20 protein-coding genes and 1 riboswitch are annotated in these 24,847 nt (G+C 61.6%); of the genes, 10 read left to right on the forward strand and 10 right to left on the reverse strand.

Going from position 1 to position 24,847, the window contains the following annotated elements:
* Nucleotides 1-6 precede the first annotated feature (6 nt).
* From NA8A_RS05525 to NA8A_RS05545, 5 genes are all read right to left on the reverse strand, one after another.
* Entirely contained in the window at nt 7-474 is a 468-nt protein-coding gene (locus NA8A_RS05525) for a carboxymuconolactone decarboxylase family protein (protein ID WP_040671939.1), read from the reverse strand.
* A gap of 33 nt (nt 475-507) precedes the next feature.
* Nucleotides 508-1,005, reverse strand: coding sequence for an RrF2 family transcriptional regulator (locus NA8A_RS05530; protein ID WP_009449654.1), 498 nt, complete (start codon nt 1,003-1,005; stop codon nt 508-510).
* A 174-nt stretch (nt 1,006-1,179) separates the two neighbouring features.
* Nucleotides 1,180-2,493, reverse strand: a complete 1,314-nt coding sequence (preA, locus tag NA8A_RS05535) for an NAD-dependent dihydropyrimidine dehydrogenase subunit PreA (RefSeq protein WP_009449655.1) — start codon at nt 2,491-2,493, stop codon at nt 1,180-1,182.
* Nucleotides 2,494-2,507: 14 nt separating this feature from the next.
* Nucleotides 2,508-3,860, reverse strand: a complete 1,353-nt coding sequence (locus tag NA8A_RS05540) for an NAD(P)-dependent oxidoreductase (RefSeq protein WP_009449656.1) — start codon at nt 3,858-3,860, stop codon at nt 2,508-2,510.
* A 200-nt stretch (nt 3,861-4,060) separates the two neighbouring features.
* On the reverse strand, nt 4,061-5,089 hold the full coding sequence (locus NA8A_RS05545) for a peptidase inhibitor family I36 protein (protein WP_009449657.1): 1,029 nt from the start codon (nt 5,087-5,089) through the stop codon (nt 4,061-4,063).
* A 258-nt stretch (nt 5,090-5,347) separates the two neighbouring features.
* A riboswitch (cobalamin riboswitch) is annotated at nt 5,348-5,549 on the forward strand.
* Nucleotides 5,550-5,680: 131 nt separating this feature from the next.
* Here NA8A_RS05545 and NA8A_RS05550 point away from each other — a divergent pair.
* From NA8A_RS05550 to NA8A_RS05570, 5 genes are read left to right on the forward strand one after another with little or no spacing between them, the layout of a single operon-like run.
* A complete protein-coding gene (locus NA8A_RS05550) occupies nt 5,681-7,528 on the forward strand; it encodes a TonB-dependent receptor plug domain-containing protein (RefSeq protein WP_009449658.1) in 1,848 nt (615 codons plus the stop codon).
* Nucleotides 7,525-8,397 (forward strand): ABC transporter substrate-binding protein, encoded by an 873-nt coding sequence (locus NA8A_RS05555; RefSeq protein ID WP_009449659.1) that lies wholly within the window; start codon nt 7,525-7,527, stop codon nt 8,395-8,397. Before NA8A_RS05550 ends, NA8A_RS05555 begins: the two co-directional genes overlap by 4 nt.
* A complete protein-coding gene (locus tag NA8A_RS05560) occupies nt 8,394-9,383 on the forward strand; it encodes a FecCD family ABC transporter permease (protein ID WP_009449660.1) in 990 nt (329 codons plus the stop codon). Before NA8A_RS05555 ends, NA8A_RS05560 begins: the two co-directional genes overlap by 4 nt.
* The gene (locus tag NA8A_RS05565; RefSeq protein WP_009449661.1) at nt 9,383-10,168 is read left to right on the forward strand and encodes an ABC transporter ATP-binding protein; all 786 of its coding nucleotides are present in this window, start codon (nt 9,383-9,385) and stop codon (nt 10,166-10,168) included. Before NA8A_RS05560 ends, NA8A_RS05565 begins: the two co-directional genes overlap by 1 nt.
* The gene (locus NA8A_RS05570) at nt 10,165-11,265 is read left to right on the forward strand and encodes an energy transducer TonB family protein (protein WP_009449662.1); all 1,101 of its coding nucleotides are present in this window, start codon (nt 10,165-10,167) and stop codon (nt 11,263-11,265) included. The genes NA8A_RS05565 and NA8A_RS05570 overlap by 4 nt, the downstream gene beginning before the upstream one ends.
* A gap of 77 nt (nt 11,266-11,342) precedes the next feature.
* Here the strand turns inward: NA8A_RS05570 and NA8A_RS05575 are convergent, their stop codons facing one another.
* From NA8A_RS05575 to NA8A_RS05585, 3 genes are read right to left on the reverse strand one after another with little or no spacing between them, the layout of a single operon-like run.
* Complete coding sequence (locus NA8A_RS05575; RefSeq protein ID WP_009449663.1) at nt 11,343-12,743, reverse strand: S8 family serine peptidase; 1,401 nt, start codon at nt 12,741-12,743, stop codon at nt 11,343-11,345.
* Between the two features lie 16 nt (nt 12,744-12,759).
* On the reverse strand, nt 12,760-13,413 hold the full coding sequence (locus NA8A_RS05580) for a hypothetical protein (protein ID WP_009449664.1): 654 nt from the start codon (nt 13,411-13,413) through the stop codon (nt 12,760-12,762).
* Nucleotides 13,410-13,982 carry a sigma-70 family RNA polymerase sigma factor gene (locus NA8A_RS05585; protein ID WP_009449665.1) on the reverse strand — a complete coding sequence of 191 codons (573 nt, stop codon included), beginning with the start codon at nt 13,980-13,982 and terminating at the stop codon, nt 13,410-13,412. The genes NA8A_RS05580 and NA8A_RS05585 overlap by 4 nt, the downstream gene beginning before the upstream one ends.
* Before the next feature lie 493 nt (nt 13,983-14,475).
* Here NA8A_RS05585 and NA8A_RS05590 point away from each other — a divergent pair, with 493 nt between their 5' ends.
* Together NA8A_RS05590 and NA8A_RS05595 are read left to right on the forward strand one after the other, a co-directional pair.
* On the forward strand, nt 14,476-16,473 hold the full coding sequence (locus NA8A_RS05590; RefSeq protein ID WP_009449666.1) for an SMP-30/gluconolactonase/LRE family protein: 1,998 nt from the start codon (nt 14,476-14,478) through the stop codon (nt 16,471-16,473).
* A gap of 11 nt (nt 16,474-16,484) precedes the next feature.
* Nucleotides 16,485-20,201 (forward strand): DUF7929 domain-containing protein, encoded by a 3,717-nt coding sequence (locus tag NA8A_RS05595; protein ID WP_009449667.1) that lies wholly within the window; start codon nt 16,485-16,487, stop codon nt 20,199-20,201.
* Nucleotides 20,202-20,320: 119 nt separating this feature from the next.
* On the opposite strand, the gene NA8A_RS05600 is transcribed toward NA8A_RS05595, so the two are convergent.
* Nucleotides 20,321-21,064 carry an SDR family oxidoreductase gene (locus NA8A_RS05600; RefSeq protein ID WP_009449668.1) on the reverse strand — a complete coding sequence of 248 codons (744 nt, stop codon included), beginning with the start codon at nt 21,062-21,064 and terminating at the stop codon, nt 20,321-20,323.
* Nucleotides 21,065-21,095: 31 nt separating this feature from the next.
* Nucleotides 21,096-21,491, reverse strand: coding sequence for a (R)-mandelonitrile lyase (locus tag NA8A_RS05605; protein ID WP_009449669.1), 396 nt, complete (start codon nt 21,489-21,491; stop codon nt 21,096-21,098).
* 101 nt (nt 21,492-21,592) lie between these two features.
* On the opposite strand from NA8A_RS05605, the gene NA8A_RS05610 reads away from it, so the two are divergent.
* The 3 genes from NA8A_RS05610 to NA8A_RS05620 all read left to right on the forward strand — a co-directional run bounded on the left by NA8A_RS05610 (nt 21,593) and on the right by NA8A_RS05620 (nt 24,773).
* Complete coding sequence (locus NA8A_RS05610; RefSeq protein WP_009449670.1) at nt 21,593-22,486, forward strand: LysR family transcriptional regulator; 894 nt, start codon at nt 21,593-21,595, stop codon at nt 22,484-22,486.
* 498 nt (nt 22,487-22,984) lie between these two features.
* Nucleotides 22,985-24,331 carry a tyrosine-type recombinase/integrase gene (locus NA8A_RS05615; RefSeq protein ID WP_009449671.1) on the forward strand — a complete coding sequence of 449 codons (1,347 nt, stop codon included), beginning with the start codon at nt 22,985-22,987 and terminating at the stop codon, nt 24,329-24,331.
* Between the two features lie 241 nt (nt 24,332-24,572).
* Nucleotides 24,573-24,773, forward strand: coding sequence for a helix-turn-helix transcriptional regulator (locus tag NA8A_RS05620; RefSeq protein WP_009449672.1), 201 nt, complete (start codon nt 24,573-24,575; stop codon nt 24,771-24,773).
* The last annotated feature ends 74 nt before the right edge of the window (nt 24,774-24,847 follow it).

Below are 24,847 nucleotides of genomic sequence, written 5' to 3' on the forward strand. Positions count from 1 at the left end.
GCGACCTCAGGCAGCCACGCTGTTTTCCTTATCGATGATCGGATGAACCGAACGGAAAGGCACCGCGATCCGGTTCCACGTATTGATGAGGCCGACTAGAACCGTCAGGCTCACCAGGTCTTTTTCGGAAAAGTGCTCGAGCATCCGGGCATAAAGTGCATCGTCGACCGGCCCATCTGAAATTCGGGTCAAACGCTCCGTCCACTCGAACGCCGCCCTCTCGCGCTCGCTGAAAAGCGGAGATTCCCGCCAGGCCGAAACGAGGTGCACCCGCTGCTCGGTTTCTCCATCCCGGCGCGCCTCACGCGTATGCATGTCGACGCAATAACTGCAGCCATTGATCTGCGAGGCACGCAGATTGACGAGATGTATCAGGCTTGCTTCCAGCCCCGAGGCCGCGACCGCATCCTTGACCCCGCGCACGGCACCGACGAGCTCGGGTGCGGCCTTCCAGTAGTTCAGGCGTTCCTTCATCGTCATTTCCTTTCATGACATCGTATGGTTGGTTCAGCCTTGTGGCCTTTGATTGCGTTCGACAAAGGCGCAACCGAAGGCAATGGAGCGGGGATCGGCATCGTTGCGGTAATCGGCCAACACGTCGCACAGCCGGGTTTCTCCAAGAACGGAACGATAGGCGCGCTCCGCGCGCAGCATCGCAGCGTTGATGCCGCATGGTTTCACATAAGCAGCCGGTTCCAGTGCGCCCGGCCCGCGCTGGCGTATCTCCGCGCAACGAAACGCGGGTTTCGGCCCCTCGATTGCCAGAACCACATCGAGAAGCGTGATCTGCTCAGGCAGTCGCGCCAGCCGATAGCCGCCATGTGGCCCCGGTACGGATTCCAGAATGCCCGCCCCCGCAAGAGCCTTGAGGTGCTTCAAAAGATAGCTTTGAGACAGGCCGTGATACTCGGCAAGAGCGCTCGCCGGCATGGTCTTGCCCTCCTCAAGCTGCGCCAGAAGCGCAGTGCAATGGATGGCCGCCTCGACGCCTTCGCTGAGCTTCATCACCTTCCCTCCAATTCATGGATAAAATATATCCATGATATGAATTGTCTTCAATAGGATGCGCCTTGTCTTCTGACGCCTCCTGACAAACCTGGAGACCCGCACATAAAAAAGACGGTGCCCGAAGGCACCGCCAGCTTCCCTGGGGCAACCCCCGCCCGGAGGAGACGGGAATTATTCAGCCGCGGCCACCCGCGACGGATTGTTGGGATGCGTGGTCCAGTTCGCATAACTTGGCGGAACCGCCTCACCCGTACGTTGGTCGAGACTGCCTGCGGCAAGCGGCACCATGTCGATACATCCCTCGACCGGGCACACGTTGACGCACAGATTGCAGCCCACGCATTCTTCTTCCTTCACCTCGAACCGGCGCGCACCATCCACGATTGCCGTGATCGCCTGATGGGATGTGTCCTCGCAGGCTATGTGGCAGCGGCCGCATTTGATGCACAAATCCTGGTCGATCCGAGCCTTGGTGATGTAGTTGAGGTTGAGATACTGCCAGTCGGTAACGTTCGGCGTCGCACGTCCGATAACGTCATCGAGCGTGGCATGACCCTTGGCGTCCATCCAGTTCTTGAGCCCTTCGGCCATCTCCTCGACGATCTTGAAGCCATAGGTCATTGCCGCCGTGCACACCTGCACGGTGCCGGACCCGAGCACCAGGAATTCAGCCGCATCGCGCCAGGTCGTAATGCCGCCAATGCCGGAGATCGGCAAACCGGCCATTGCCGGATCGCGCGCGATCTCGGCCACCATGTTGAGCGCGATCGGCTTGACGGCCGGCCCGCAATAACCACCATGCGTGCCCTTGCCGTCGATGGTCGGCTCCGGGGCGAAATCGTCCAGATCCACGGAAGTGATGGAGTTGATCGTATTGATCAACGACACAGCATCCGTACCGCCCGCATGCGCGGCCCGCGCCGGCTTGCGCACATCGGTGATGTTCGGCGTCAGCTTGGTGATGACGGGCATGCGGGTGTTCTGCTTGCACCAGCGCACGACCATCTCGACATATTCAGGCACCTGTCCGACCGCAGCTCCCATGCCGCGCTCGCTCATGCCGTGCGGGCAGCCGAAATTGAGTTCGATGCCATCGGCTTCGGTCTCTTCCACCAGCGGGAGAATGGCTTTCCAGGCGTTTTCCTCGCACGGGACCATGAGCGAAACCACAAGCGCGCGATCCGGCCAGTTTCGCTTCACACGCTTGATCTCGGTCAGGTTGAGATAGAGATCGCGGTCGGTGATGAGCTCGATATTGTTGAGGCCCAGAAGGCGGCGGTCTGCCCCCCAGATGGCGCCATAGCGCGGTCCGTTGACGTTGACGACCGGCGGCCCGGCCTCGCCCAGCGTCTTCCAGACCACTCCGCCCCAGCCGGCGCGAAAGGCCCTCTCCACGTTGTAAGCCTTGTCGGTCGGCGGCGCGGAAGCCAGCCAGAACGGATTAGGCGATTTGATGCCGACGAAATTGCTGCGAATGTCTGCCATGGGTCTCAGGCTCCTCAGCCAGCCAATACGCGATTGATGCTTTCGGCCGCATCGCGCCCCTGCGCGACCGCCGAAACCGTGAGATCGTCTCCGCCTGCGATACAGTCGCCGCCCGCCCAGACCTTCGGCATGGAGGTGCGCCCCTCCCCGTCGACCTTGATGCGGTTGCCCTCAAGCGCGATGGAGGCACTGCTCCCATTCAGAACGGCAGCGTCGAATACCTGTCCTATCGCCTTGAAAACCTGGTCGGCTTTCAGCGTCACCGTTTCGCCGGTACCCGCGAGCCTGCCATTGGAAAGCGCTGTGTATTCGAGCTCGATGCCTGTCACCCGCCCGCCATCGGCCAGAACCTTTTTCGGCTGGAGCCAATGGCGAATGGTGACGCCCTTCGAGGCGGCAAGGTCCTGTTCAAACACGGAAGCGTTCATTTGTTCGCGACCGCGCCGATAACACACGGTCACCTCTTCAGCGCCCAGAAGCCTTGCCTGCACCGCAGCGTCGATGGCCGTCATGCCACCGCCGATAACGACCACGCGCCGTCCTACCGGGAGGCTGGACAGATCGTTCGCCTGACGCAGATGCGCGATGTAATCGACGGCATTCTCGACCCCTCCCGCCTCTTCGCCTTCAGCCCGCAGAGCGTTGACGCCTGAAAGTCCCATCCCAAGGAACACGGCATCGTAATCGCGCAGGAGATCGCCGAGTGCGAAATCGCGGCCGAGCATCTTGCCGTTTTCAATGTCTATGCCGCCGATGGCAGTGACGTAGTCCACTTCCGCCTGCGCAAACCCGTCGGGCGCTTTGTAAGCGGCAATACCATATTCATTAAGGCCGCCCGTTTTCTCGCGCGCCTCAAGCACCGTCACCGCATGGCCGTGCATGGCAAGCCGGTGCGCGCAGGCGAGCCCTGCAGGCCCTGCTCCCACGACCGCCACCTTGCGCCCGCTCGACGCTGCACGTTCGTAAAACTGCCTGTCTGCGGCCATCGCGACATCTGTCGCATAGCGCTGCAGGCGCCCGATCTGCACCGGTTTGCCCTCAGCCTCCTCGCGCACGCAGGCTTCCTCGCACAGCGTTTCGGTCGGGCAGACGCGGGCGCACATTCCGCCCAGAATGTTCTGATCGAAAATCGTTCGGGCAGATCCGAGAGGATTGCCTGTCGCGATCTGCCGGATGAACATCGGTATGTCGATGGAGGTGGGACACGCCGTAGCGCAAGGCGCATCATAGCAGAAATAGCAGCGATCCGCCTCCACCAGCGCTTCATGCGCATCGAGCGGTGGATGAAGATCGGCAAAATTGCGCTTGTAGTCCTCGCCGGACAGCCGGCCGGCAGCTATGCCGTCCGCATAGTGACCATCAGCCATTCCATATTCCCCTTTTATTATTGGGAGGAAGGCTAGCGCAGTTTTATTTTTTTATCAATCGGTCAAATTTTTGATGAAACCGGCGCCTGCAAAGTAAAATATGATCCTTATACTCATATAAATGCAAGCCATTCACATACAAAGAAAAACGCCGGACCTGAGGCCCGGCGTTTCTGGCGAATTCTGGAAGAGATCAGGCTTCAGAAGACCTCGAGAGAGCTGATTTCGTCATTATGGCGGTCGGAGAAGCGAGCGGCATCGCCACGAACGATCTCGCACCATCCGCCGAAATTCTCATGCTGACAGACACGGGTCCGCGCACCGCCTTCAAGCTTGATCGAGGAAATGCGGTCGTTCCAGTTGGGTGGCAAACGAGCCGTCCCTTCGCCCGCATCGAAGCAAATGCGAGCGCCCTGAAAATTGGCATGTTCGAAGAAGCAGGCCCTCTTCGAGCGTCCACCGCCCCAATTGCCACCGCCACCCCAGTTACCTCCGCCGCCGCCCCAATTGCCTCCACCGCCGCCAGCACGGCGCACGTCGTAGGAAGAGATGGCGTCGTTGCGGCTGCCGGGGAAAAGGCGGATATCGTCGGTAACCATCTGGCACCAGCCACCGAAATTCTCGTGTTCGCACACGCGAACGGCTGCACGGCGCCCGACCAGAACCGATGAAATCCGGTCATTCCAGAATTCGCTCAGACGTCGATCGCTGTCGCCAACGCCTGCGCAGAAGCTGCGACCGCGAAAATTGGCATCTTCGAAGAAGCAGACTTCGTTCGGCCCCGGATCGCGGGGACCGTAACCGCCCGAACCGCCCCCCGGACGTCCGTAACCGCCTGAATTGGAAGGCCCACGGTCGCGATCGGCGAGCTCGTTGAGAACGAAATTGAAGAGCTGCAATCCGATGACCGCCCCGATATCGGAGATCGGCCGATCATCGTAGCGCGGGCGGGTATCGCGCAGATAGCGCGCAGCCACCCAGCCGGCACGGCCCGCATAGCCAACTTCGCACCAGGCATAGCGGTCGGTGCAACGCATGACAGGAACCCGTGCCCCGCGTGGAATGAGGAGGACCGGCCGATAACGCGTGCCCGGCCCTTCACGCATATTGAGATCGTTGACGGCAACGGCAAGAACGCCCTCGGCCCTGGCCGAGATTGCCGCCAACGGAAGGATGAAACCAAGCCCCAGAAGCACTGAAATAAGGAACCTGAAAGAACTCAATCGCATGAAAATCTCCTGTTTCACGCACACTCGCAAAAACAACATGACGCAAAAAGTCATGACACTCCATTAAAAGGCCTTCGTTTACGCGGAGATTGCGCACAAAATTGGGTGCTGCCTCCGCAGAAATGTGGCCTTTCGGCCACGCTAGCAACCACGCACACTCTTTCCAGTCCCTCGATTTCCGATAAGTCTTTGAATCTTCACAGGCGCTTTGCGCATAGGCGGTTCTGGCCAATTGCGCCTCACAAAGCTTCTTGGTAATCAGCCGGAATTGCCTGAGGTGCTCCGGTCGTGAAAACGCTCGGAGAAAAGGGAACACGGGGAACCTGATCGAGGTTCGAGCCGTGGCTGCGCCCGCAACTGTAAGCGCCAAGGCTCCCCGAATGCCACTGGACCATGTCTGGGAAGGCGGGGAAGCCGATGAAGCGTGAGCCAGGAAACCTGCCTCAAGCCGTCACCCTCCGGATGCGGGCCGCTTTCGGAACTGTGCTTCTCGCAGTGGTGACGATTCGTCATCGCTGGCGGAGGGAGGCACGGGGTTTGCCAACGCTCTCTCCAGCATTTTGTAGTTTGTTTTGAGGGGGCAGCACGCATATGCACCGCACAACCAGATCCATTCCGCTTTTCCTGAGCGTCTCCACGCTGGCGCTCGGCCTTTCGGCCTCCGCCATCAACGCTCAGGATTTCGAGCTCGGCACCATCGTCGTGACGCCGAACCGTACCCCAACCGAACTTTCCAAGGTCGGCTCCACGGTGGAAGTCGTGGAAAAGAAGGAAATCGAGGAACAGTCCCTGCCGCTGGTCATCGACTATCTGACCCTTTTGCCCGGCATCAACCTTTCTCCCCAGGGCGGCATGGGCAAGAACACGACGATGATCATGCGCGGCGCGCGTGGCCAATACGTCAAGACGCTGTACAACGGCATCGACATTTCCGACGTTTCCGCGCCTACCCCGCAGGCCTCCTTCGCACATCTGATGGCCGGCGAGGTCGACCGTATCGAGGTGCTCAAGGGTTCCCAGGGCATGCTCTACGGCTCCGACGCCATTGCTGGCGTCGTCAACATCTCGACGCTTGGCGGCGTGCAAATGGGTGTCACCCACTCCGTCTTCGGCGAGGCGGGTTCGAACAAGACCTTCCGCGGCGGCTATGCACTTGATGCAGGTTTCGAGCGCGGCCAGTTCGGCTTCTCGCTGTCAGGCGTCAAGACCGACGGTTTCTCTGCCGCAGCCGCAGGCACCGAGGATGACGGCTACCGGAACGTGACCGGCACCATCAACGGCCGGTTCGACGCTAGCGAGGACCTTTCCTTCTTCGCCAACGGCCTCTTCATCAACGGCCGCACCGAATATGACGATGCCTACCCGGCCCCTCTGTACCAGCTCGGCGACAGCGACGCATATTCCACCTACCATCACTACGCGGGTCGCGTCGGCGCGGATTTCAAGCTCTTCGATGGCCGCCTGAGCAACACGGTCTCTGCCCAGATTTCCGATATCTCGCGCAAGGAATACAGCAGCTACCCCGGCACCTATGACGGTCGCCGTGTGAAGCTCGACTATCTCGGATCGCTCGAGGTCAGCCCCATGCTGACCGTGAATTTCGGTGCGGACTGGGAACGCAATCACGCCGAAACATCTGCCGGCATCGACAAATCCGTTTCCATGGGCGGAGGCTGGGTTGAGGCGGTGGCAACACCGGTAGACCCGCTCACCGTAACGCTTGGCCTGCGTCACGACGAGCATTCCACCTATGGCGGCTACACCACCTGGCGCGCCACCGGCTCCTACCGGTTCGAAGCCACCGGCACACGGCTGCACTCCTCCGTCGGAACCGGATTCCGCGCACCGAGCCTTTATGAGCTCTATGCGCCCTTCTACGGCAATGCCGATCTCGAGCCTGAGACGAGCGTCAGCTTTGATGTCGGCGTCGAGCAAAGCTTCCTTGACGGAAAGCTGACGGCTGACCTTACCTATTTTATGCTCAATATCGACGACTTCATCGGCTACGATCCGGTGACCTACCAGAACATCCAGACGGAGGGCACGATCCGCACCCGTGGCGTCGAGGCATCGATGGCCTATGCGGTGACCGACTGGTTCGACCTCGCCGGCTCCTACACCTACACCAAGGCCACGCGCCCCGACGGCACCCGCGAAGTGCGCATTCCGCGCCATGACATCGCGCTTTCGGCAGTCGTGCGCCCGGCCGAAAAATGGGAAATCGCAGCCACCGGCAAGATCGCGCTCGACACGGTCGATGGCGGGGAACTCGATGACTACTTCCTGCTGAACGCCAAGGTGGCCTACAAGCCGACCGAAAACACCGAGCTCTATCTGCGCGCCGAGAACATTCTCGACCAGGATTATCAGGTCGTGCGCGGCTACAACACACAGGGCTTCTCGGTCTTCGCCGGCTTCAAGGCGAAATTCGCCCCATGAGGAAGCCCCGCCGGAAAAGCGTATCCCACCTTTCCGGCCTGATGCTTCTGGCCGGCGCGCTTCTTGCCGCGCCGGCCAGTGCGACGCCCAAGCGCGTGATGTCGCTCAATCTGTGCACAGACCAGCTTGCCATGACACTCGCAGCCCCCGGTCAGCTCGTCTCCGTATCCTTCCTCGCAAAACAGCCCAGCCTGTCCATGCTGCATGAAGAGGCGCTCAAATATCCCGCCAATCGCGGACGCGCCGAAGAAGTCTTTCTCAACGATCCCGATCTCGTCGTCACCGGCACCTATTCGTTGCACAACACGACTTCCCTTCTGAAGCGCCTCGGATTTGCCGTGGAGGAATTCTCCTTCGTCCAGACGCTGGATACGATCCCCGACGAAATCCGCCGCATGGGCAGTCTTCTCGGCCAGGAGGAAAAAGCCGAGAAGATCGCCCGCGATTTCACGAGCGAGATCGAAAGCATAAAGAAGAAGCAGTGCGGGCGTCGCCCGACCGTCATCGCCTACGATCAGAACGGCATTGCGCCGGGCAAGGGAACGCTTGCGGATTCGGTATTGCAGGCAGCTGGCTTCGACAATATCGCGGCCGATCTCGGCGTCGTCGGCATGGCGCCTTTCCCGATAGAAGAGGTCATCGCAACCCGTCCGGACGTCATCATCATCGGCAGGCCGGGAGAAACCCCGACACTCGGCGAGCGCGTACCGCGTCACCCTGCGATCGCCGCACTGCCCGATACGCGGATCGGCTCCTTCGTGCCGCAAGGCTCCTGGTCCTGCGCCAGCCCTTCGGTGATCGAGGCCGTGCGGGCGCTGGCAAAACTGCGCGCTGAAATCGCACCCTGCCCCGGCGAGGCAACCCAATGAAGCGCGCCCTTCTCGTTCCCGTCCTGATGGTTCTGGCACTCGCGCTGTTCGTGCTTTCGCTGCTGGTGGGACCTGCCGATCTCTCCCTGCATGACAGCGTCATCGGTCTTTTTGCCGGTGGCAGCGAGGCCGCATCCATCATCATGCGCGAAATACGCCTGCCCCGCGCGCTCCTCGGCGTCGCCATCGGCTTCTCGCTGGGCATTTCTGGCGCAGTGCTTCAGGGCTTCCTGCGCAACCCTCTCGCGGAACCCGGCATTATCGGCGTTTCGTCCACCGCGGCCCTCGGCGCCGTGGCGATCTTCTATTCGGGCCTGGCCGGCAGCTCCCTCTACGCGCTGCCCGCCGGCGCACTGATCGGCGCATTGATCGCGGTTCTCATCCTGCTTGCTCTGGCTGCGAGACAGGGCTCCACCCTGACACTCATTCTTGCAGGTGTCGCCCTTTCGAGCCTTTCGGGTGCACTCACCTCTCTGGTGCTCAACCTCTCGCCAAATCCTTTTGCCGCCTATGAGATCATCTTCTGGCTCCTGGGATCCCTCAAGGACCGGTCGATGGAGCATGTGGCGCTTGCCCTGCCCCTGATGGCGCTGGGCTGGATCCTGATCGCGTTTTCGGCACGCGCCATCGATGCCCTGTCGCTCGGCGAGGAAGCCGCCGCCAGCATGGGCATCCATATGGGCCGCGCTCGCCTTCTGATCGTGGTTGGCGTGGCGCTCTGCGTCGGCGCGGCGACAGCCGTCGTGGGCACGATCGGCTTCATTGGACTGGTGGTCCCGCATCTGATCCGTCCGCTGACGGACCGGCTCCCTAGCAGCCTTCTGCTTCCGGCGGGGCTCGGCGGCGCTGCCCTTCTTCTGGCAGCCGACATCGCCGCCCGTCTCATCCTTGCCGCCGGCGAACTCAATGTCGGCGTCTTGACCGCCCTCATCGGCGCGCCCTTCTTCCTGTGGCTCGTCACACGCGCCAGACGGGAGATGCTGTGATGCGGCTCATTGTCGAAGCGCTCTCGGTCGAGCTTGGCCGCAGAAAGGTTCTGGACGGGATCGGCCTCGACCTTGCTCCCGGTCAGGTGATCGGACTTCTGGGGCCGAATGGCGCGGGCAAGTCCACACTCATGCGCGCTCTTGCCGGGCAGGTCGAGGCACATGGCTCGATGCATCTCGGCGCCAATGATCTTGCTGCCCTTGCCCCGGGCCTGCGCGCGCGCCTTCTGGCCTATCTGCCGCAGACGCGCACGATTGGCTGGCGTCTCACCGTTCGCGATCTGGTGACACTCGGCCGTCTGCCCTGGCGGGGTTTCGGCAGACGCCTGGCCGAAGAAGACCGCAACGCCATAGACCGCGCGATGGAGATGATGGATATCGTCCCCCTTGCAAACCGCATCGCCACCGAGCTCTCGGGCGGTGAACAAGTTCGCGTTCTGACGGCGCGCGCCGTGGCGCAGACGACGCCCCTCCTCATCGCCGACGAACCGGCCTCCGGCCTCGATCCCGCCCATCAGATCACAATGATGCAGGCTCTGAGGCGCATCGCTGCCGAAGGCGCGACGGTGCTCGTTTCCTTGCATGACCTGACCCTTGCCGCCCGCTGGTGCGATCAGGTGGTGATGCTGAAGGGCGGCAGCCTGTTCGCCGCCGGCAAACCCGCACATATCATGAGCGACGACCGCCTGGCCGAGGTCTACGGTGTGACCGCCCATCGCGCGAAGGATGGCAAAGGGCTGATCCTCACCCCGGTCGATCTGGTGGAGAACAGGCAAAAGCCATGATCGTCTGGCCGGACCTTGCCCGCTCCATGCCGGCCGAGGCCGAACCTGTTCTCGCGCCGATTGAAGCGGGCGGTCGATTCCCTGTCCCTCCTATTCGCGACACTGCCGAAGACGGAGCTTCCGGCGCAGCGCCCGATATTCCGAGCCCCGCGAACGCGGCACGGTTGCCGCCACCCGCAGGAAAGCTCCTGACGGCTGGCCTTGTCGCGACCCTACTGGTTTCGGTTCTCGCCCACGGCGCGGTGCTCGCACTGCTGCGCGACATGCTTCCCGTCGAAGGCATGGAGGCGGCGAGCAATGCCGTTTCCGTGGAAATCATACTGGAAGCCCCCCCGGAACCGCCCGCACAGCCCATAGCAGGAAGCAAAGAACAGCCGGAAGAGCAGCTGGCGCAAACGCGCCCTCCCGAGACTGTGGAGCCCCAGGACGAGAAATCCACCGAACCCGAACAGGAAAGCAAAAACAGCGACTTGCCGAAAGACCCGGAATCGCCTTCTGAGGACACAGGGGAAACGGCGGAAGCAGAGGAAAGCCGGCCAATCCCAATGGATCGCCCCGCCGAAGAACCCGTCGCCCTGCCGCTTTCCACAGAGGCTCCACTACCGACCCCGCGTCCCGCTCCACCCCCAGCGGAAAATCAGCCCCGCATAGCTCCGAAGGTCGCTGCGCCACGCAAGATCGCCAAACCTGCCCCGGCGCAGAAGGCATCGCCTCGCCCCGCACGGCCTAAGCCAGCGGCAAAGGCTGAAGCCAGACCCGCGCCCCGTTCCTCCAGCGGCAATACCGGGCGCAAGGGCGGAGCGACGAAGGGTGAGCAGGCAGCCTATGCTCGCCGTCTGCTTGGCCATGTGCAGCGCCATAAAAAATATCCGGCGGCCGCCCAAAACCAGAGACTTTCAGGCCGTGCCGGCTTGTCGATCACCATCGACCGATCCGGCCGCCTTATCGACGCGAAACTGCGGAAGGCAACCGGGCACGCGATCCTCGACAAGGAAGCACTCGCCACCGCCCGCCGCGCCGCGCCCTATCCGCGTCCACCCGAGGGCGTTGGCGGAAAAACCATCAGCATTTCCGTCAATCTTGATTACAAGCGCTGATCGGGCCAAGCCTGGTGTATGCGGTCAGGTAAAACGACCTGCCGTCGAACGGCCTTCCATGAAACCGCTGAACTGCCTTATCGCGCATCCATCGCTGCGCGGGCGTTGATCAACCCCGAGCCGAAATCATTGTCGCGGCCCGGCGCACCGAGGTCAACGGCGGTCGTAGCGAGAAGCTCCGACAGCGCCTGCGGTTCGATGCGCTTACCCGAATGCATGAGATTGGCAATCGCCCCGGACACCACGGCGGCGGCAAACGACGTACCCGTGACCGCATCCATTCCGCCCGGCACCGGCGCCATCACGTCGACACCGGGAGCAGACAGATCGATATAACGCCCCCGATTGGCCTGTTCCATGAGCCGGTCCTCAGCATCCGTGGCTGTTACGGCAATCACGCCATCATAGGCCGCAGGATAACCGAAAGGCGCGCCTGGTCCATTGTTGCCGGCCGCCGCCACAAGCACGACGCCACGCGCCATGGCATTGGCGCAAGCAGCATCGAAAAGCTCATTTTCCGGGCCGACAAAACTCATATTGACGATTTCCGCCCCCTGCTCCACCGCCCAGTCGAGAGCAGCAAGAAGCACATCCGCACTCGAAACACCCGCTTCGAAAGCCCGCGCGTGGAGCAGCCGCACGCCGGGCGCGACGCCGCGAAACGCTCCGCGTCCGGCAATCAGACCAGAAATCGAAGTGCCATGCCCGCGATCCTCCACCGGCATATCCGGCAAGGCATCGAAGTTCTCGGCAACCGCATCCTTCAGGGCCGGATGCTCCGGATCCAAGGCCGTATCGATGACGGCGACACTGACATTCTCACCGCTCGCAGCCCCCGCATCGAGTGCAATGCGCTCGAAAGCGTAGTTGACGAGGCTCGCTGCCTGCTGGAGTTCGAACACATGGTTGGGCGCGCGTGTGGCAAGGCGTCCCTCGTCGGCCAGCTGTGCGAGCACAATGCTCACCGGCCGCCCATCGGGAATGCCGAAGCGCGCAACCGTCTGCCCGAGCAGGCCCGAAACCCGCGCCGAACGCAGTTCGAGGCCGAACTGCTGGGCGATTTCCGTCGCAACCCCGGCTCCGCCATCGAGCGTGACCAGAACCTCGTCGGGAACGAAACGCCCGGCGATTGCCCGCACCGGCTCGACCACAGGGCGCCTCGCCCCATTCTGGGAGAGCGGAGCGGAAGCAGCGCTTGCAGATTGCGCGCCATCGCTCCCGCTTGGGTTGGCCTGATCGCCTGCGGCGGAGGGCGCAGCCGGATTGGCGACAGCTCCCTGTCCCGGTCCGAAAAGCTCGGCCAGCACGGGCGGCAGAAAAATGACATTGCGTCCAGCCAAAGGCCTTTCCGTTGCAGGGTCGGCATCTGCGGCAGCAGGTTCCTGCGCTGACGCGAAGGAACCCGCAAACAGCAGAACGCCAAAGCAAAGTGCGGCAATGCCGCGCTTTGCCAATGTGCCGTACCGGCTACCGATCAAGACCCTCTCCCATCGTTCACTCCGCCGGTCGCCGACCGGCAACAACGGTTGCGACGACGCCTGTCTCCTGCAAACGCGCGACAATATCGTCATATTGCGCGCCGTTTTCGGCGGGCACAACCACACGATACAGTCCGCCAGGCAAGGGGCCCGCATCGATCTTGAGCTTCAGCGCGCCAAGGGCCGCCGAAACATCGGCGATAGCCGCATCCTCCTTGAAGGTGACGAAGGCGAAGGGCGCATCGGCGGTTTCTGTACCCGCCACAGAGAAATCGGTCCGCTCGGACAGGTTGAGCCAGACCGTTTGTCCGACGAGAATGGCAATGGCGAGCCCTGCCGCCACCCAGGCTGCCTGCACGGGCATGGAGGGCAGGAAGCGCGCCAGCCTCTCGCGCAGGGACAAGGCCGGCTGTCGCTGTGGCCCCGCCTCGCTTTCGAGCGCTTCGGAAAAGCGGGCAAGCGCATCGGCAGGCGGACGGATTGCCTCATTCGTCTCCATCGTGGCGGAATACTCCGCTTCCGCGTCGGCAAGCGAGGCCATCGCGTCGGGATCGGAGGCAAGCCATTCCTCCACTTCATGCAACTCCGCGCCTGAAAGCGTTCCATTGAGGAAGAAAGGCAGGAGAGCCTCGAGCCGGTCGCGGCGGTTGGAAAGAGCTTTGTCGTTCATGGCCAGCCTCGATCGTATCCAGCCGCCTTCAAAGCCTCGCCGAGCTTCTTGCGGGCGTAAAACATTCTCGTCTTCACGGTGGCGACCGGCACGGCGAGAATATCGCCGATCTCCGTCACGGACTTGCCATGGTAGTAGGCAAGGTCGACCACCTCGCGATGTTCATCGGACAGGCCGTCGACGAAACGGCGCAATGCGGACGCCTTGTCGTCCTTCATCGTCACCACTTCGGGCGTATCGGCGCCGTCAGCCACGGCTTCAGCCTGCCCCTCATCCAGTGCTTCCTCGCTGCGTTTGCGCAGCATCGAAAGCGCCTTGAAGCGGGCAATGCCGAGAAGCCAGGTCGAAACCTGTGCGCGTCCCTCGAAGCGAGCCGCCTGGCGCCACACTTCCAGAAACACTTCATTTGCAACATCGTCTGCCATGGTCTCCGATCCCGTCTGGCGCATCACGAAACGGTAGACCCGTGCGTGGTGGCGCATGAACAGGAGCCTGAGCGCCGCACGATCGCCGCGCGCCACCCTTGCCACGAGATCGGCATCGGACGTCTCGCCCGAACCACCGCTCATGGCCGGCCCTTCGCCACTGTGTCGCGCGGCGGGACGATTAGGTTCATCGCATTTCCCCTTTTTCAGCGAACGCTAAAGCATTTTGCCACCAGAGGAAATCGTCTGATGTCCCCATAATGGGGAGAAAACAACAGGATAGAACGTCCGCCCCGCATCCCACGCAAGCCCCGGCGTCTTCATGCTTGCGCCTGCTCCACACCTTTCCCGTGAACCTTTTCGTTCCCCAGTCACACAGACCCGTCAGGGTTCGCATGGTGCGCGCCCGGAAAGGAGTGTTCCCATGACACGTAACGACCAACGCCGAAGTGTGACGGAACCACCGCCTGCCCCGGTGGGCATGGTTTTGTTGACGCTACGGAAACCGAGGCGTACCCTTGCCTGCGACGGGGTTTTGAGTGGCCCCGCTTCGGGGGATTTTGCCGGAAACACAGGGACCGGGCGCATCAAGGACGCCCAGCCGGCAACCCTCCCGAACGGCGGCGGGAGGTATGTCATGTTCAAGCTCACGGGTTTCCCGAAGCACTGCAACGGGAAAACGCGGCGCAATCCCGCATCTTTGACCCGGCGCATGCGAACGGGCATTGCAGCATTGGCATTTGCCTTTTCCGCGGGGACTTTTCTCTCTGCGCCGGCGAGCGCACAGGAAAACGACGTCGTCCAGCCCGGTTTCATGGCCGTTACCGGCTTTCCCGGAACGATCATTCCCGGTTTCGAGGAAGGCCTTCTGCCCGGCATCGACCCGGTAGACGAGACCTTCATCGATATGGATCGCGCTTCTCTGCGCATCTTCGACATGACATTCCTCGGCGGGCCTCCAAAGGGCCAGCTGGTCTTCACGCCGCCTCCTTTCGAAGTCGCGGCCGGCGAGATCGGGCAGGTATTCGGGCTTGCCTATGATGATGGCATCCGCGAGGAGAGTCCCCGCATCGTACCCAACCTCTATGCGGCGGCCACCTCCTTCCACGGCATCCAGATCGTCACCGACGACGAGGATGAGGACGGCAGACCCGAACGCCAGAGGCGCGGCGCGCCCGGCGCACGCTTTATGGATGGCCAGTTCGGCGAGAGGAATGGCGGCGGTCCCGGCACGATCTGGAAGATCGATGGCGAGACCGGTGCGATTTCGCGTTTCGCCGACATCGACACCAACAGCGGCCCCGGCATCGGCAACCTCGCCTTCGACCGGCAGCACCGCCAGTTCTTCGCCTCCGATCTGGATTCCGGCCTCATCCACCGCATCGACATCGACGGAAACCTGATCGACACTTTCGATCACGGAACCGCAGGCCGCCCCGAACACGGGCTGGATCCGGTCGCCGATGATGGCGCTGTGATGGACATTCAAGGAGCCGCCTTCGAAGCGGCCGAGCCGCGCTCCTGGGGCTATACCCAGGATGAACGCCGCGTCTACGGCCTCGCTGTCCATGGCGGCAGGCTTTACTACGCGGTCGGCGAGGAAGCGGAAATCTGGTCGGTCGGTCTCGCGCGAGACGGCAGCTTTGCAGGCGATCCGCGCTGGGAGCTAACCGTCGAGGCGGAGGAAGACCTTCCCATCACCGATATCGCCTTCGACGGGCGTGGCTTCATGTATCTCGCCCAGCGCGGCAAGGTCGAAAACCGCTACAACTATTCGAGTTTCGCCGACAGCGGCGAGGCTTCGGTTCTGCGCTACTGGCGCGAGAGCCCGGACGATCCGGAAACCGAAAGCATCTGGGTTCCGGTCCCGCAGGACTATGCTGTGGGCTTTCCCAGCCCGAACCGCCAGGCGACCGGCGGCATTGACCTGCAATATGGATACGGGGCCGACGGTTTCATAAACCGCAACGCCTGTTCCGACACGCTGGTAAAAACGGGAGACCGCCTGCGCGATGATCCTGCCCGCGAAAACGAGCTGATCGAGGGCGGGCCGCTTGCCGTTCAAGGGGTGCAGCTCACCGCCACCTTCCTGGTGCGGCCTCAGAACGTGCCGCCCTTCGGCTCGTGGTTTGCCGATTATGACGGCTTCTTCGAGGATGCCGAAACCACCGGCCATGTCGGCGATGTGGAAGTCTGGCGTCCCTGCGAGGGCCGCGCGGGATGGTACGAACCGATCCCCTATCCGGGCGACTATCCCCTGCCCGGCTGGCCTCCAGGCTTCCCGCCGCCTCCCGGTGGCGACATTCCGCCCTGCATCGAGATCGAGGCGGCAGAATATTTCTGCACCCCCTCCGGCCTTGAGGCAGATCTCTACATCCGTGACCGCTCCGGCATCGGTGGCGATGCGCTTGCCGCAAAATCACTGACGCCGGGCGTAAGCGTCTTCCCGCCCAAACAGACGGTTCCAAGCCTTGCGACGCCCTTCACTCTTGGCGTGAATGGCAACATTCCCGGCGAAACCGTCGAACTTGGCCTGTGCTTCCATCGCGAGGCCGATGCCGAGGCGGGCGGTGCGTTCCCCTGTTGCAAGGTGACGCTGCCGCTCAAGACGCCACTTGCAAGCTGCGAACCGTGAGGGAGGGAGAGATGACCATGTTCACCCGCCTTTCACCGCGCAAATCCATCAGTGATGTCACGGAGACGATCATGAAACCTCTTGCTGGAACCTGGCGCGCTCCGCGCTGGCTCCTGGCGGCGGGCATGGCGCTCTCCACTGCGCTTATCCCGCTCGCCGTGGCCGGACCGGCCGCCGCTCAAACTCCTGAACTTCGCGAAATCGCCCCGGAAGGACCGGACGGTCCGCGCCTCGACATCGAGCCGCTCGAGCCCGCCCCCAGTTCCGACAAGCTGGTCCCGTTCTTTTATAAGCGCGGCATCCAGCTCGATTGCGATACCGTGCAATACCGCCTGCGCTTCGGCGTTCGCGGCGATGCGGAGATCATTTCCGGCCCCGCTGCGGCCCTTGTGCTGGACGCGGTCACCTTCGACCTGAAGGATCAGATCCCCGCCAATCTCAAGATCACCGATGTGCAGATCTCCGGGGACCTGACCGGCCCCGGCGGCGGGCCGCTTCCGGCCCATATCCTGTCGACATCGGCCACACCAGACGACACGATGGCGCTCAACGGCTTCCGCCTGTCGCCCAATGATCTGGACGGTGACGGAAGTCCCACGCAACGCTACGGCCACGTCATCATAACGGCGAAGATCGACCAGTCGGCCTTCCCGGCGGTGACGAATGTATCCAACCAGGCAGAGATCACCATTCGCCGGACCGACGGCGCCGTGCTCGGCGTCATACCCTCGCACAATCCGGAACTGCCCGACGATGGGGACTGGAAGACTGGCGACGCCACGCGCATCGTCATAGACGTTACGGAATGCACGCCGCCCCCACCGCCGCCGCCGCCCGGCGACCGCCCGGAAGAAGCCTGTTTCAAGGTCGAAACCGGTGAGGTCGACTGTGTCGAGGGTGGTGGTGCCTATATCTATCGTATGGATGTCGGTCCCGAGATGGCCGGCCGCGTGGTGGCCGTCATGTCGACCACGCCCGGCGTGACCATCGACCCGCCGAACCAGCTCGTTCCGGCAGGCGGCGGAGAACTGGAATGGGAAATCACCGGTGCCGCTCCCGGCGACACGGTGCATCTCGTCGTCACCGGCATCGAGACCTATGCGGGTCCCGCCGAAGGCGTCGGCCTGTGCTGCTCGCAGACTGTCGACATCGAGATTCCCGAGGATCTCGAATGCCCGCCCGAAGATGACGGCGAACCCGACATCAAGGTCGAGAAGCGCGCCGATGAGAGCCTCTGCGAGATCGACGGGCCCTGCGACTTCACCATCCGCGTTTCCAATGCGGGCGACGCGCCCTACACGGGCAAGATCGTATTGGACGAGGTCACGGGACCGGGCAGCGCCACCGTTATCAGCGGCCCCAATGCGCCCTGGAGCTGCGCCCCGATGACAAGCCCCATGTCGTGCGAACACCCTGAAACCACACTCAATCCGGGCGAGTTCGTCGAGTTGAAGCTCGGCTTCCAGCCCGGTGCGGAATGGAGTTGGGGAGCGATCCGCAATTGCGCCGCCTTCGATTACACGGCAAGCGGTCACGATGCCCCGTTCGGCATCCTGACCAACGATCGGGCCTGCGCCGTGATCGCCATCTGCCTGCCGGGCGGTTCCGACTGCACGCCGCCCGAGGACAAGACGCCGGATATCGGCGTTCGCAAGCGCGCCGATCCGGCCCAGTGCACACCGGACGGGTTCTGCACCTATGTCATCACCGTCTACAATGCAGGACTGGACACGATCGACGGGCCGGTCAGCTTCGTCGATACCTTCCCGGCCGGCGATGTCGCCTCGGCAACCTTCAGCCCGATGCCGCCCTGGAATTGCTCAGCCCTTTCGGGCAACAGCTTCCAGTGCGATCATCCGGGACTGACGCTCATTCCGGGCGGCGCCACGGACATTCTGGTGCAGGTAGTCGCGAGCGACTATCCAACCGACGTGGTGGAGAACTGCGCCAAGGTCACGCCGCTTCCCGGCGAAACCAACCTCGAAAACAACGAGGCCTGCGCAAAAGCCACCATCCCCGGAATTCAGGATGGCGAGCCGGCGCTGCGCATTCACAAGACCTGCGAGAATGCGGTCTCGAATGGCGCGGTCGCCTGCCGGATCACGATCACCAATGGCGGTAGTTCCGCCCCGATGGGTCCGGTCCGCGTCAATGACGCCGCCGAAATCATCGGCAGCGGATCGCCGGTGGATATCGCCTCGGTTACCCCCGATGGACCCGAGTGGACATGCGACCCGGCTCCGACAGCCTCTCTGGGCTGCCAGATCCCCGGTGCCGTCATGACGCCCGGCACCTCACGTCACTTCGATGTGACGGTGAATGTCTCGACGGGTGAGCGGTTCGAGAACTGCGCACGCGGCTCCTTCGGCCCCGCGCCGGGCGACGACATCGTCTATCCGTTCGGCGAATCCTGCGCTGAGGGCGGAACCCGCATCACCGTCGAGAAGACGGGTGACGCCCAGTGCCTCCTGGGTGAGCCCTGCGCCTTCGAGGTGACCATTCGCAATGAAGGTCCTTCGGACATCTCCGGCCCCGTGCGGATCGGCGATGCCTTGACGGTGGAAGGGTTCGGCAACGTCCCGGCAGAAATCGTCTCGGTCGAGCCGCCTTTCGGCTGCACGCCCGAGCCGGCCGCCCTGCCCTTCGTCTGTGAGGCCGACCTGACACTGGCAGCCGGTGAAAGCCGTACCCATGTGGTGACGGTCGAGCTGCCCGCCGAGGGCGGTCTTGCCAACGAGGTCGGCAATGGAGCCGAGGGCCGCAACTGTGCCGCGGTCGTGCCACCCCAGGCGGATGTGCGCGCCATGTCGATGGTGCCTGGTGCCGCAGCCAATGGCGACGAACGTCCCTTCGACTGCCACGAATTCCGTGTGCTGGCAGAGGATGAAGGTCCGGATGTGCAGTGTTCGCCGGGTCTGGTGTTCAACGGCGACGGGCGGTGCGTGTGCCCCGAGGGCACAAGCTTCCGCAACGGCCAGTGCGTCGGCACCTCCACCGTGCCGTTGCCCACGCCGCGTCCGCCGGTCGATCCGCGCCCCGAGCGTCCTGACCGCCCGCAACCGGAGGCTCAGTGCCGCCTGCTGCCAGGTCAGATCCGGACACGGGATGGACAGTGTGTCTGCCCGCGTGGAACGCGCCTCGTGGCGGGTGCCTGTCGCAAACCGGAAGTGCAGCGTGAATGCCCACAGGGCACCACGGGCCGCTATCCGGATTGCCGACCGATCGTGCGCCCGGTTTGCCCGCCCGGAACCACCGGCAGGCCGCCGAACTGCCGGCCGGTCGTGCAGCAATGCCGCCTGCTTCCGGGCCAGATCCGCACAAGGGATGGACAATGTGTCTGCCCGCGCGGAACGCGTCTGGTGGCCGGAGCCTGCCGCAAGCCGGAAGTGCAGCGTGAATGCCCACGCGGCACCACGGGCAGGTATCCAAACTGCCGCCCGATCGTGCAGCAGTGCCGCCTGCTTCCGGGCCAGATTCGCACCAAGGACGGGCGTTGCGTCTGCCCGCGTGGAACGCGTCTGGTGGCCGGTGCCTGCCGCAAGCCGGAAGTGCAGCGCGAATGCCCGCGCGGTACGGTTGGCAAGTTCCCCAACTGCCGCCCGATCGTTCGCCCGACCTGCCCGCCCGGAACGGTTGGCCGGCCACCGAACTGCCGCAAGGTGAACGTGGCGCCCCAACGGGTGACCCCGCAACTCCTGCGGCCACGCGACACGAACCGGATTCAGTAACGAACCGGTTCTCACAACAAGGCCCCGCCAGTCCGCTGGCGGGGCCATTCTTCTCAATGATGAATTTCAGACAGGTTCGTTCGAACGATACCTCGCCCGTTTGAAAACGGAATTGAGCCTTACCACGGCTGCCTTGCAGGCCCGATCGTGAATTCATTGACCGTTGTGTCTTCAGGCATATCAAGCGCAAAGGCCACGACATCCGCTATACGATCAGGTGAAATCCCGAAATTGGCATAGAGCCCCTTCATTGCATCTGCAGTCTGTTGATCGCTGATGGTTCCAAGAAGCTCGGTGTTGATGGCGGCCGGATAGATCGTTGCCGTCCGGATATTCGTACCCTCCATCGCCGACTCCATGCGCAGAACTTCCATGAAATCGCGCACGAACCATTTCGTCCCACCGTAAACCGCGCCGCCAGGATAAGCCTTGAGACCAGCAACTGAAGAGGTGGCGAGAATATGACCCGATTTCTGCTTCAGAAATGTCGGCATCACCGCCGCCACTCCGTTAAGAACGCCCTTGATGTTCACATCGACCATTCTGTCCCATTCATCCGTCTTGAGCGCGGAGACCGGACTGCTCGGCATCAGGCCGGCATTGAGGAAAATCGCATCGACACGCCCGAAAGCGTCCATTGCCAAGCGAACGATATCTTCGTTGCTGGACCGGCTGGTCACGTCCAGGGCGCGATGGATTGCATGACCGCCACCATTGACGATTTCATCTGCGATGGACTTCAGCCTGTCTTCACGTCGCGCGCCGAGAACAACCTTCGCCCCCTCCCCGGCAAGCCGCTTGGCAGCAGCTTCTCCTATGCCAGAAGAAGCTCCGGTAATGATAACAACTTTGTCTTTGATCATGGAATTTGAGCCTTACTGGTTTTCAGTTCGTTCAGCGTTCGTATTGTTCATCGGAGACCTGCTCCATCCAATCGACGGTCTTGCCGTCCTGAACTTCCTGGATGGCCATATGGGTCATGGCCGCATGGGGCGCTGCGCCATGCCAATGCTTTTCACCCGGTGGGAACCAGACCACGTCTCCACTCCGCACTTCTTCAATCGGCCCACCCCAGCGTTGAATACGTCCCGCTCCCGAGGTGATGACCAAAGTCTGGCCAAGCGGATGGGTGTGCCAAGCCGTACGGGCGCCGGCCTGAAACGTTACGCTCGCGCCTTGAACGCGTTCCTTGTCGAACGCATTGAAAAGCGCTTCGACATGCACGGTCCCCGTAAACCAATCGGTCGGACCAGGGTTTACGGAGCGGCTTTCAGCACGAATGATCTCCATGGAATGTCCCTTTCTTTTGCTTTGGTCCTCGCAATGTAGGCCGAGATGGTCTATTCGGTTAGGCATCATAATCTGGATGTACTGCTGAGTAATTCTCATCAATGTCACGGGACGAGCTAAGCGATCTGAGCGCCTTCATCGCCGTTGCCAATGAACGCAGCTTCACAAAGGCAGCTGCCAGGCTCGGAGTGTCGGCTTCCGCCATCAGCCATACGATCCGTGCGCTCGAAGAGCGGCTCGGGTTGCGCCTACTGACGCGAACGACCCGCAGTGTTTCAACGACAGAAGCAGGCGAGCGCCTCTTTCAGTCAATCGCCCCCCATTTCGAGCAAATCCGCACAGAGCTGGATGCGCTGAGCGAACTGCGGGACAAACCGGCCGGCACCATACGCATCAGCTCCGGTGTTCATGCAGTAGAGACCATCCTGCGGCCACGCCTGGCGGAATTCCTGCCTGAGTTTCCAGACATCAATGTCGAGGTTTCGGTAAATGATGGATTTGTAGACATCGTTGGAGAACATTTCGATGCCGGCGTCAGGCTTGGGGAAGCCGTCAGCAAAGACATGATTGCCGTCCGGATAGGACCCGACTGGAGATTTGTCGTCGTCGGCACACCTGGATATTTCAGCAGGCGTTCACCGCCCGAACACCCAAGCGACCTGACCAATCATCAATGCATCAACCTAAGGCTGCCGTCAGCAGGAGGCCTTTATGCGTGGGAGTTCGAAAAGGATGGGCGCGAACTTAACGTGAAGGTCAGCGGGCAGCTCGGGTTTGACAGCATCATGCCCATACTGAACGCTGCCCTGGACGGTCACGGCCTCGCTTATGTTCCAGAGGATCTTGCCCTGTCGCACATTCAGGCGGGGCGGTTACGCATGGTTTTGACCGATTGGTGCCCGTATATCCAAGGATATCACCTCTATTATGCGAACCGCCGCCTGGCAGCGCCTGCATTTGCCAGACTGGTCGACGCACTCAGATACCGCCAATAAGGTCTGCCAGGCTCTCTAAGCCGATTTCTGCCGCGCGGCGCTCTTGGCGAGCCTTTTCAGGAAGCGGAACGGAGAGCGGTTGATCTTTCGGCGGCGAAAACAGCCAATCAGAAACACTGATCCCGCCGGTCTATCCATGCGGATTCGTGAAGTCTCAGGCTGGAGAACGCACCGCCTGCATTTGTGCGTGATGACAGGTCCGCACACCTCGAATACAGTGAGTTACCGGGTTGCCATACAAGGTTCTCACGACACCACAAAGCCTTGAAAATCAAGGAAAATGGTGGGCCCGGAGGGACTCGAACCCCCAACCAAGCGGTTATGAGCCGTATTTCCCCGCTTCTACATGAACCACATGAGATTTCAAGCTACACATTTAAGATATTGATTTAACAGCATAATCCTTTAACATCTGCCAAATCTCCGTCGCATTTGGTTCATTTGACACCACCGAAATGCGTGCTATCTGTAGCTCAATTGTAGCTCGCGGGGATGGATATGGCGACGAAAGCTGACCTCAAAGACACTCACTGTTCGAAGGCAAAGGCGACCGGAAAACGGTACGAAATTTTCGATACGCGCGTGCCCGCATTTGGCATCCGTGTGAGCCCAAAAGGAGCGGTCACGTTCATCATCTTCACGCGCTTTCCGGGCGGCAAGAGCCCGACGCGCGTTACGCTCGGAAGCTATCCGGCGATGGCGCTGGCCCATGCACGCCGCAAGGCGGACGACTGGAAAGACAAAATCAAAGCCGGAACCGATCCCCGACTCGAGGAAGAACAAGAGCGGAAGGCGCTGGAACGAAAGCGCGTGAACACGTGGAGAGCGGTTGTCGATGACTATATCGCAGACATGCCGAACCGAAAGCGCAATCGCCACATTGAGCAAGACGAACGCGAAATCCGCCGCGAACTTCTGGAACGCAAGGATCGCAAGACGGGCAAAGTGACGTGGTCAAATCCCTGGGCAGACAAACCTGTGGCGGATATCACCGATAGCGATATTGCCGAACTAATCGCCGCCATTCGTGACCGCCCAGCACCCGGAATGGCCTATGTCGCGCTGGGCCACGCCAAGGCAATTTTCGGCTGGGCGATGTGGCCCGAACGGCGAAGCGGCTACGACCTCGCAGACGACCCAACGCGCAATATCAAACCGAAACACGTCGGACTCGCATCCAAGCAGGACCGCGCCCGTGTCCGCGTGTTCGGCGATCAGGAAATCCGGGCATTCTGGAAAGCGGCAGATACAACCCCCTACCCGCTCGGTCCATTTTACAAACTCCTGATGCTCACGGGACAACGAAAGAGCGAAGTGTCCGACGCCAGATGGCCGGAATTCGACCTTACGCGGAACGTTTGGACCGTCCCGCCGGAGCGATTCAAATCCGGACAATCTCATATCGTTCCACTGTCATCAGATGCCGTCACGCTGCTCAATTCGCTGGACCGTTTCGAAGGCGAGACTGCGGGCGATTGCCTGTTTTCGACCACGGGGGGCCAAAAACCAATCAACGGTTTCAGCCGCGCAAAATCAGCCCTCGACACTGCAATGCTGGCCGCGCTGCGGAAGGACGACCCGGACGCCACCCTCGCCCCCTGGACTTTCCATGACGTGCGGCGAACGGTCCGGACTCGCCTGTCGGCATTGAAAGTGAATCGTGACGTGGCCGAACTGGTAATCGGCCACGGCAAGAAGGGTCTCGACCGTGTTTACGATCACCACGAATTCGAACCGGAAATGCGCGAAGCCCTTGAAAAATGGGCCATCGCGTTGCGCGGGATAGTGAATCCGACGCCTACCGGCAACGTTACGCGACTCGACGACCATCGGGCGACCGCCTGAATTAATACTTATCAATACTTTTAACAGCCCGCCCGGTTTCGCATCGCGGCGGGCTTTGTTTCGAGTGCGAAATGACTGGTCTATGCAATAGGCTGACCGGTCGATATTATCAAAATGTAGCGCAAATAACTAACTTAAACACAAAATATGCGAGTATTAAAAGTCTATTAACACGACATTTAGTGTTTGGTGCTACGAGTGTTTCGCATTCGGTGCATTCGGTTGAACAGAAAGAAAGGAAATGAAATTGAAATTTTTAAAGATGAATGAAGTAGTTCAGCGTATCGGATTGAACAAGGCAAGCATCTATCGCCTGATGGCGGCGGGTGAGTTCCCGCGAAGTGTCAAAATTTCAGAAATTCGCGTCGCATGGATTGAGTCGGAGGTGGACGCGTGGATGGCCGAACGAGTCGCCGCACGCGACGAACGGATCGCAGCGTGATGATACGAAAACGGCGACCGATTTGGAGCCCGGTCGCCGAAAATAGAAAGGATTGAAAGCTAAAAATGTATACT

The sequence above is a fragment of the Nitratireductor indicus C115 genome, from assembly GCF_000300515.1.
GTDB lineage: Bacteria > Pseudomonadota > Alphaproteobacteria > Rhizobiales > Rhizobiaceae > Nitratireductor > Nitratireductor indicus.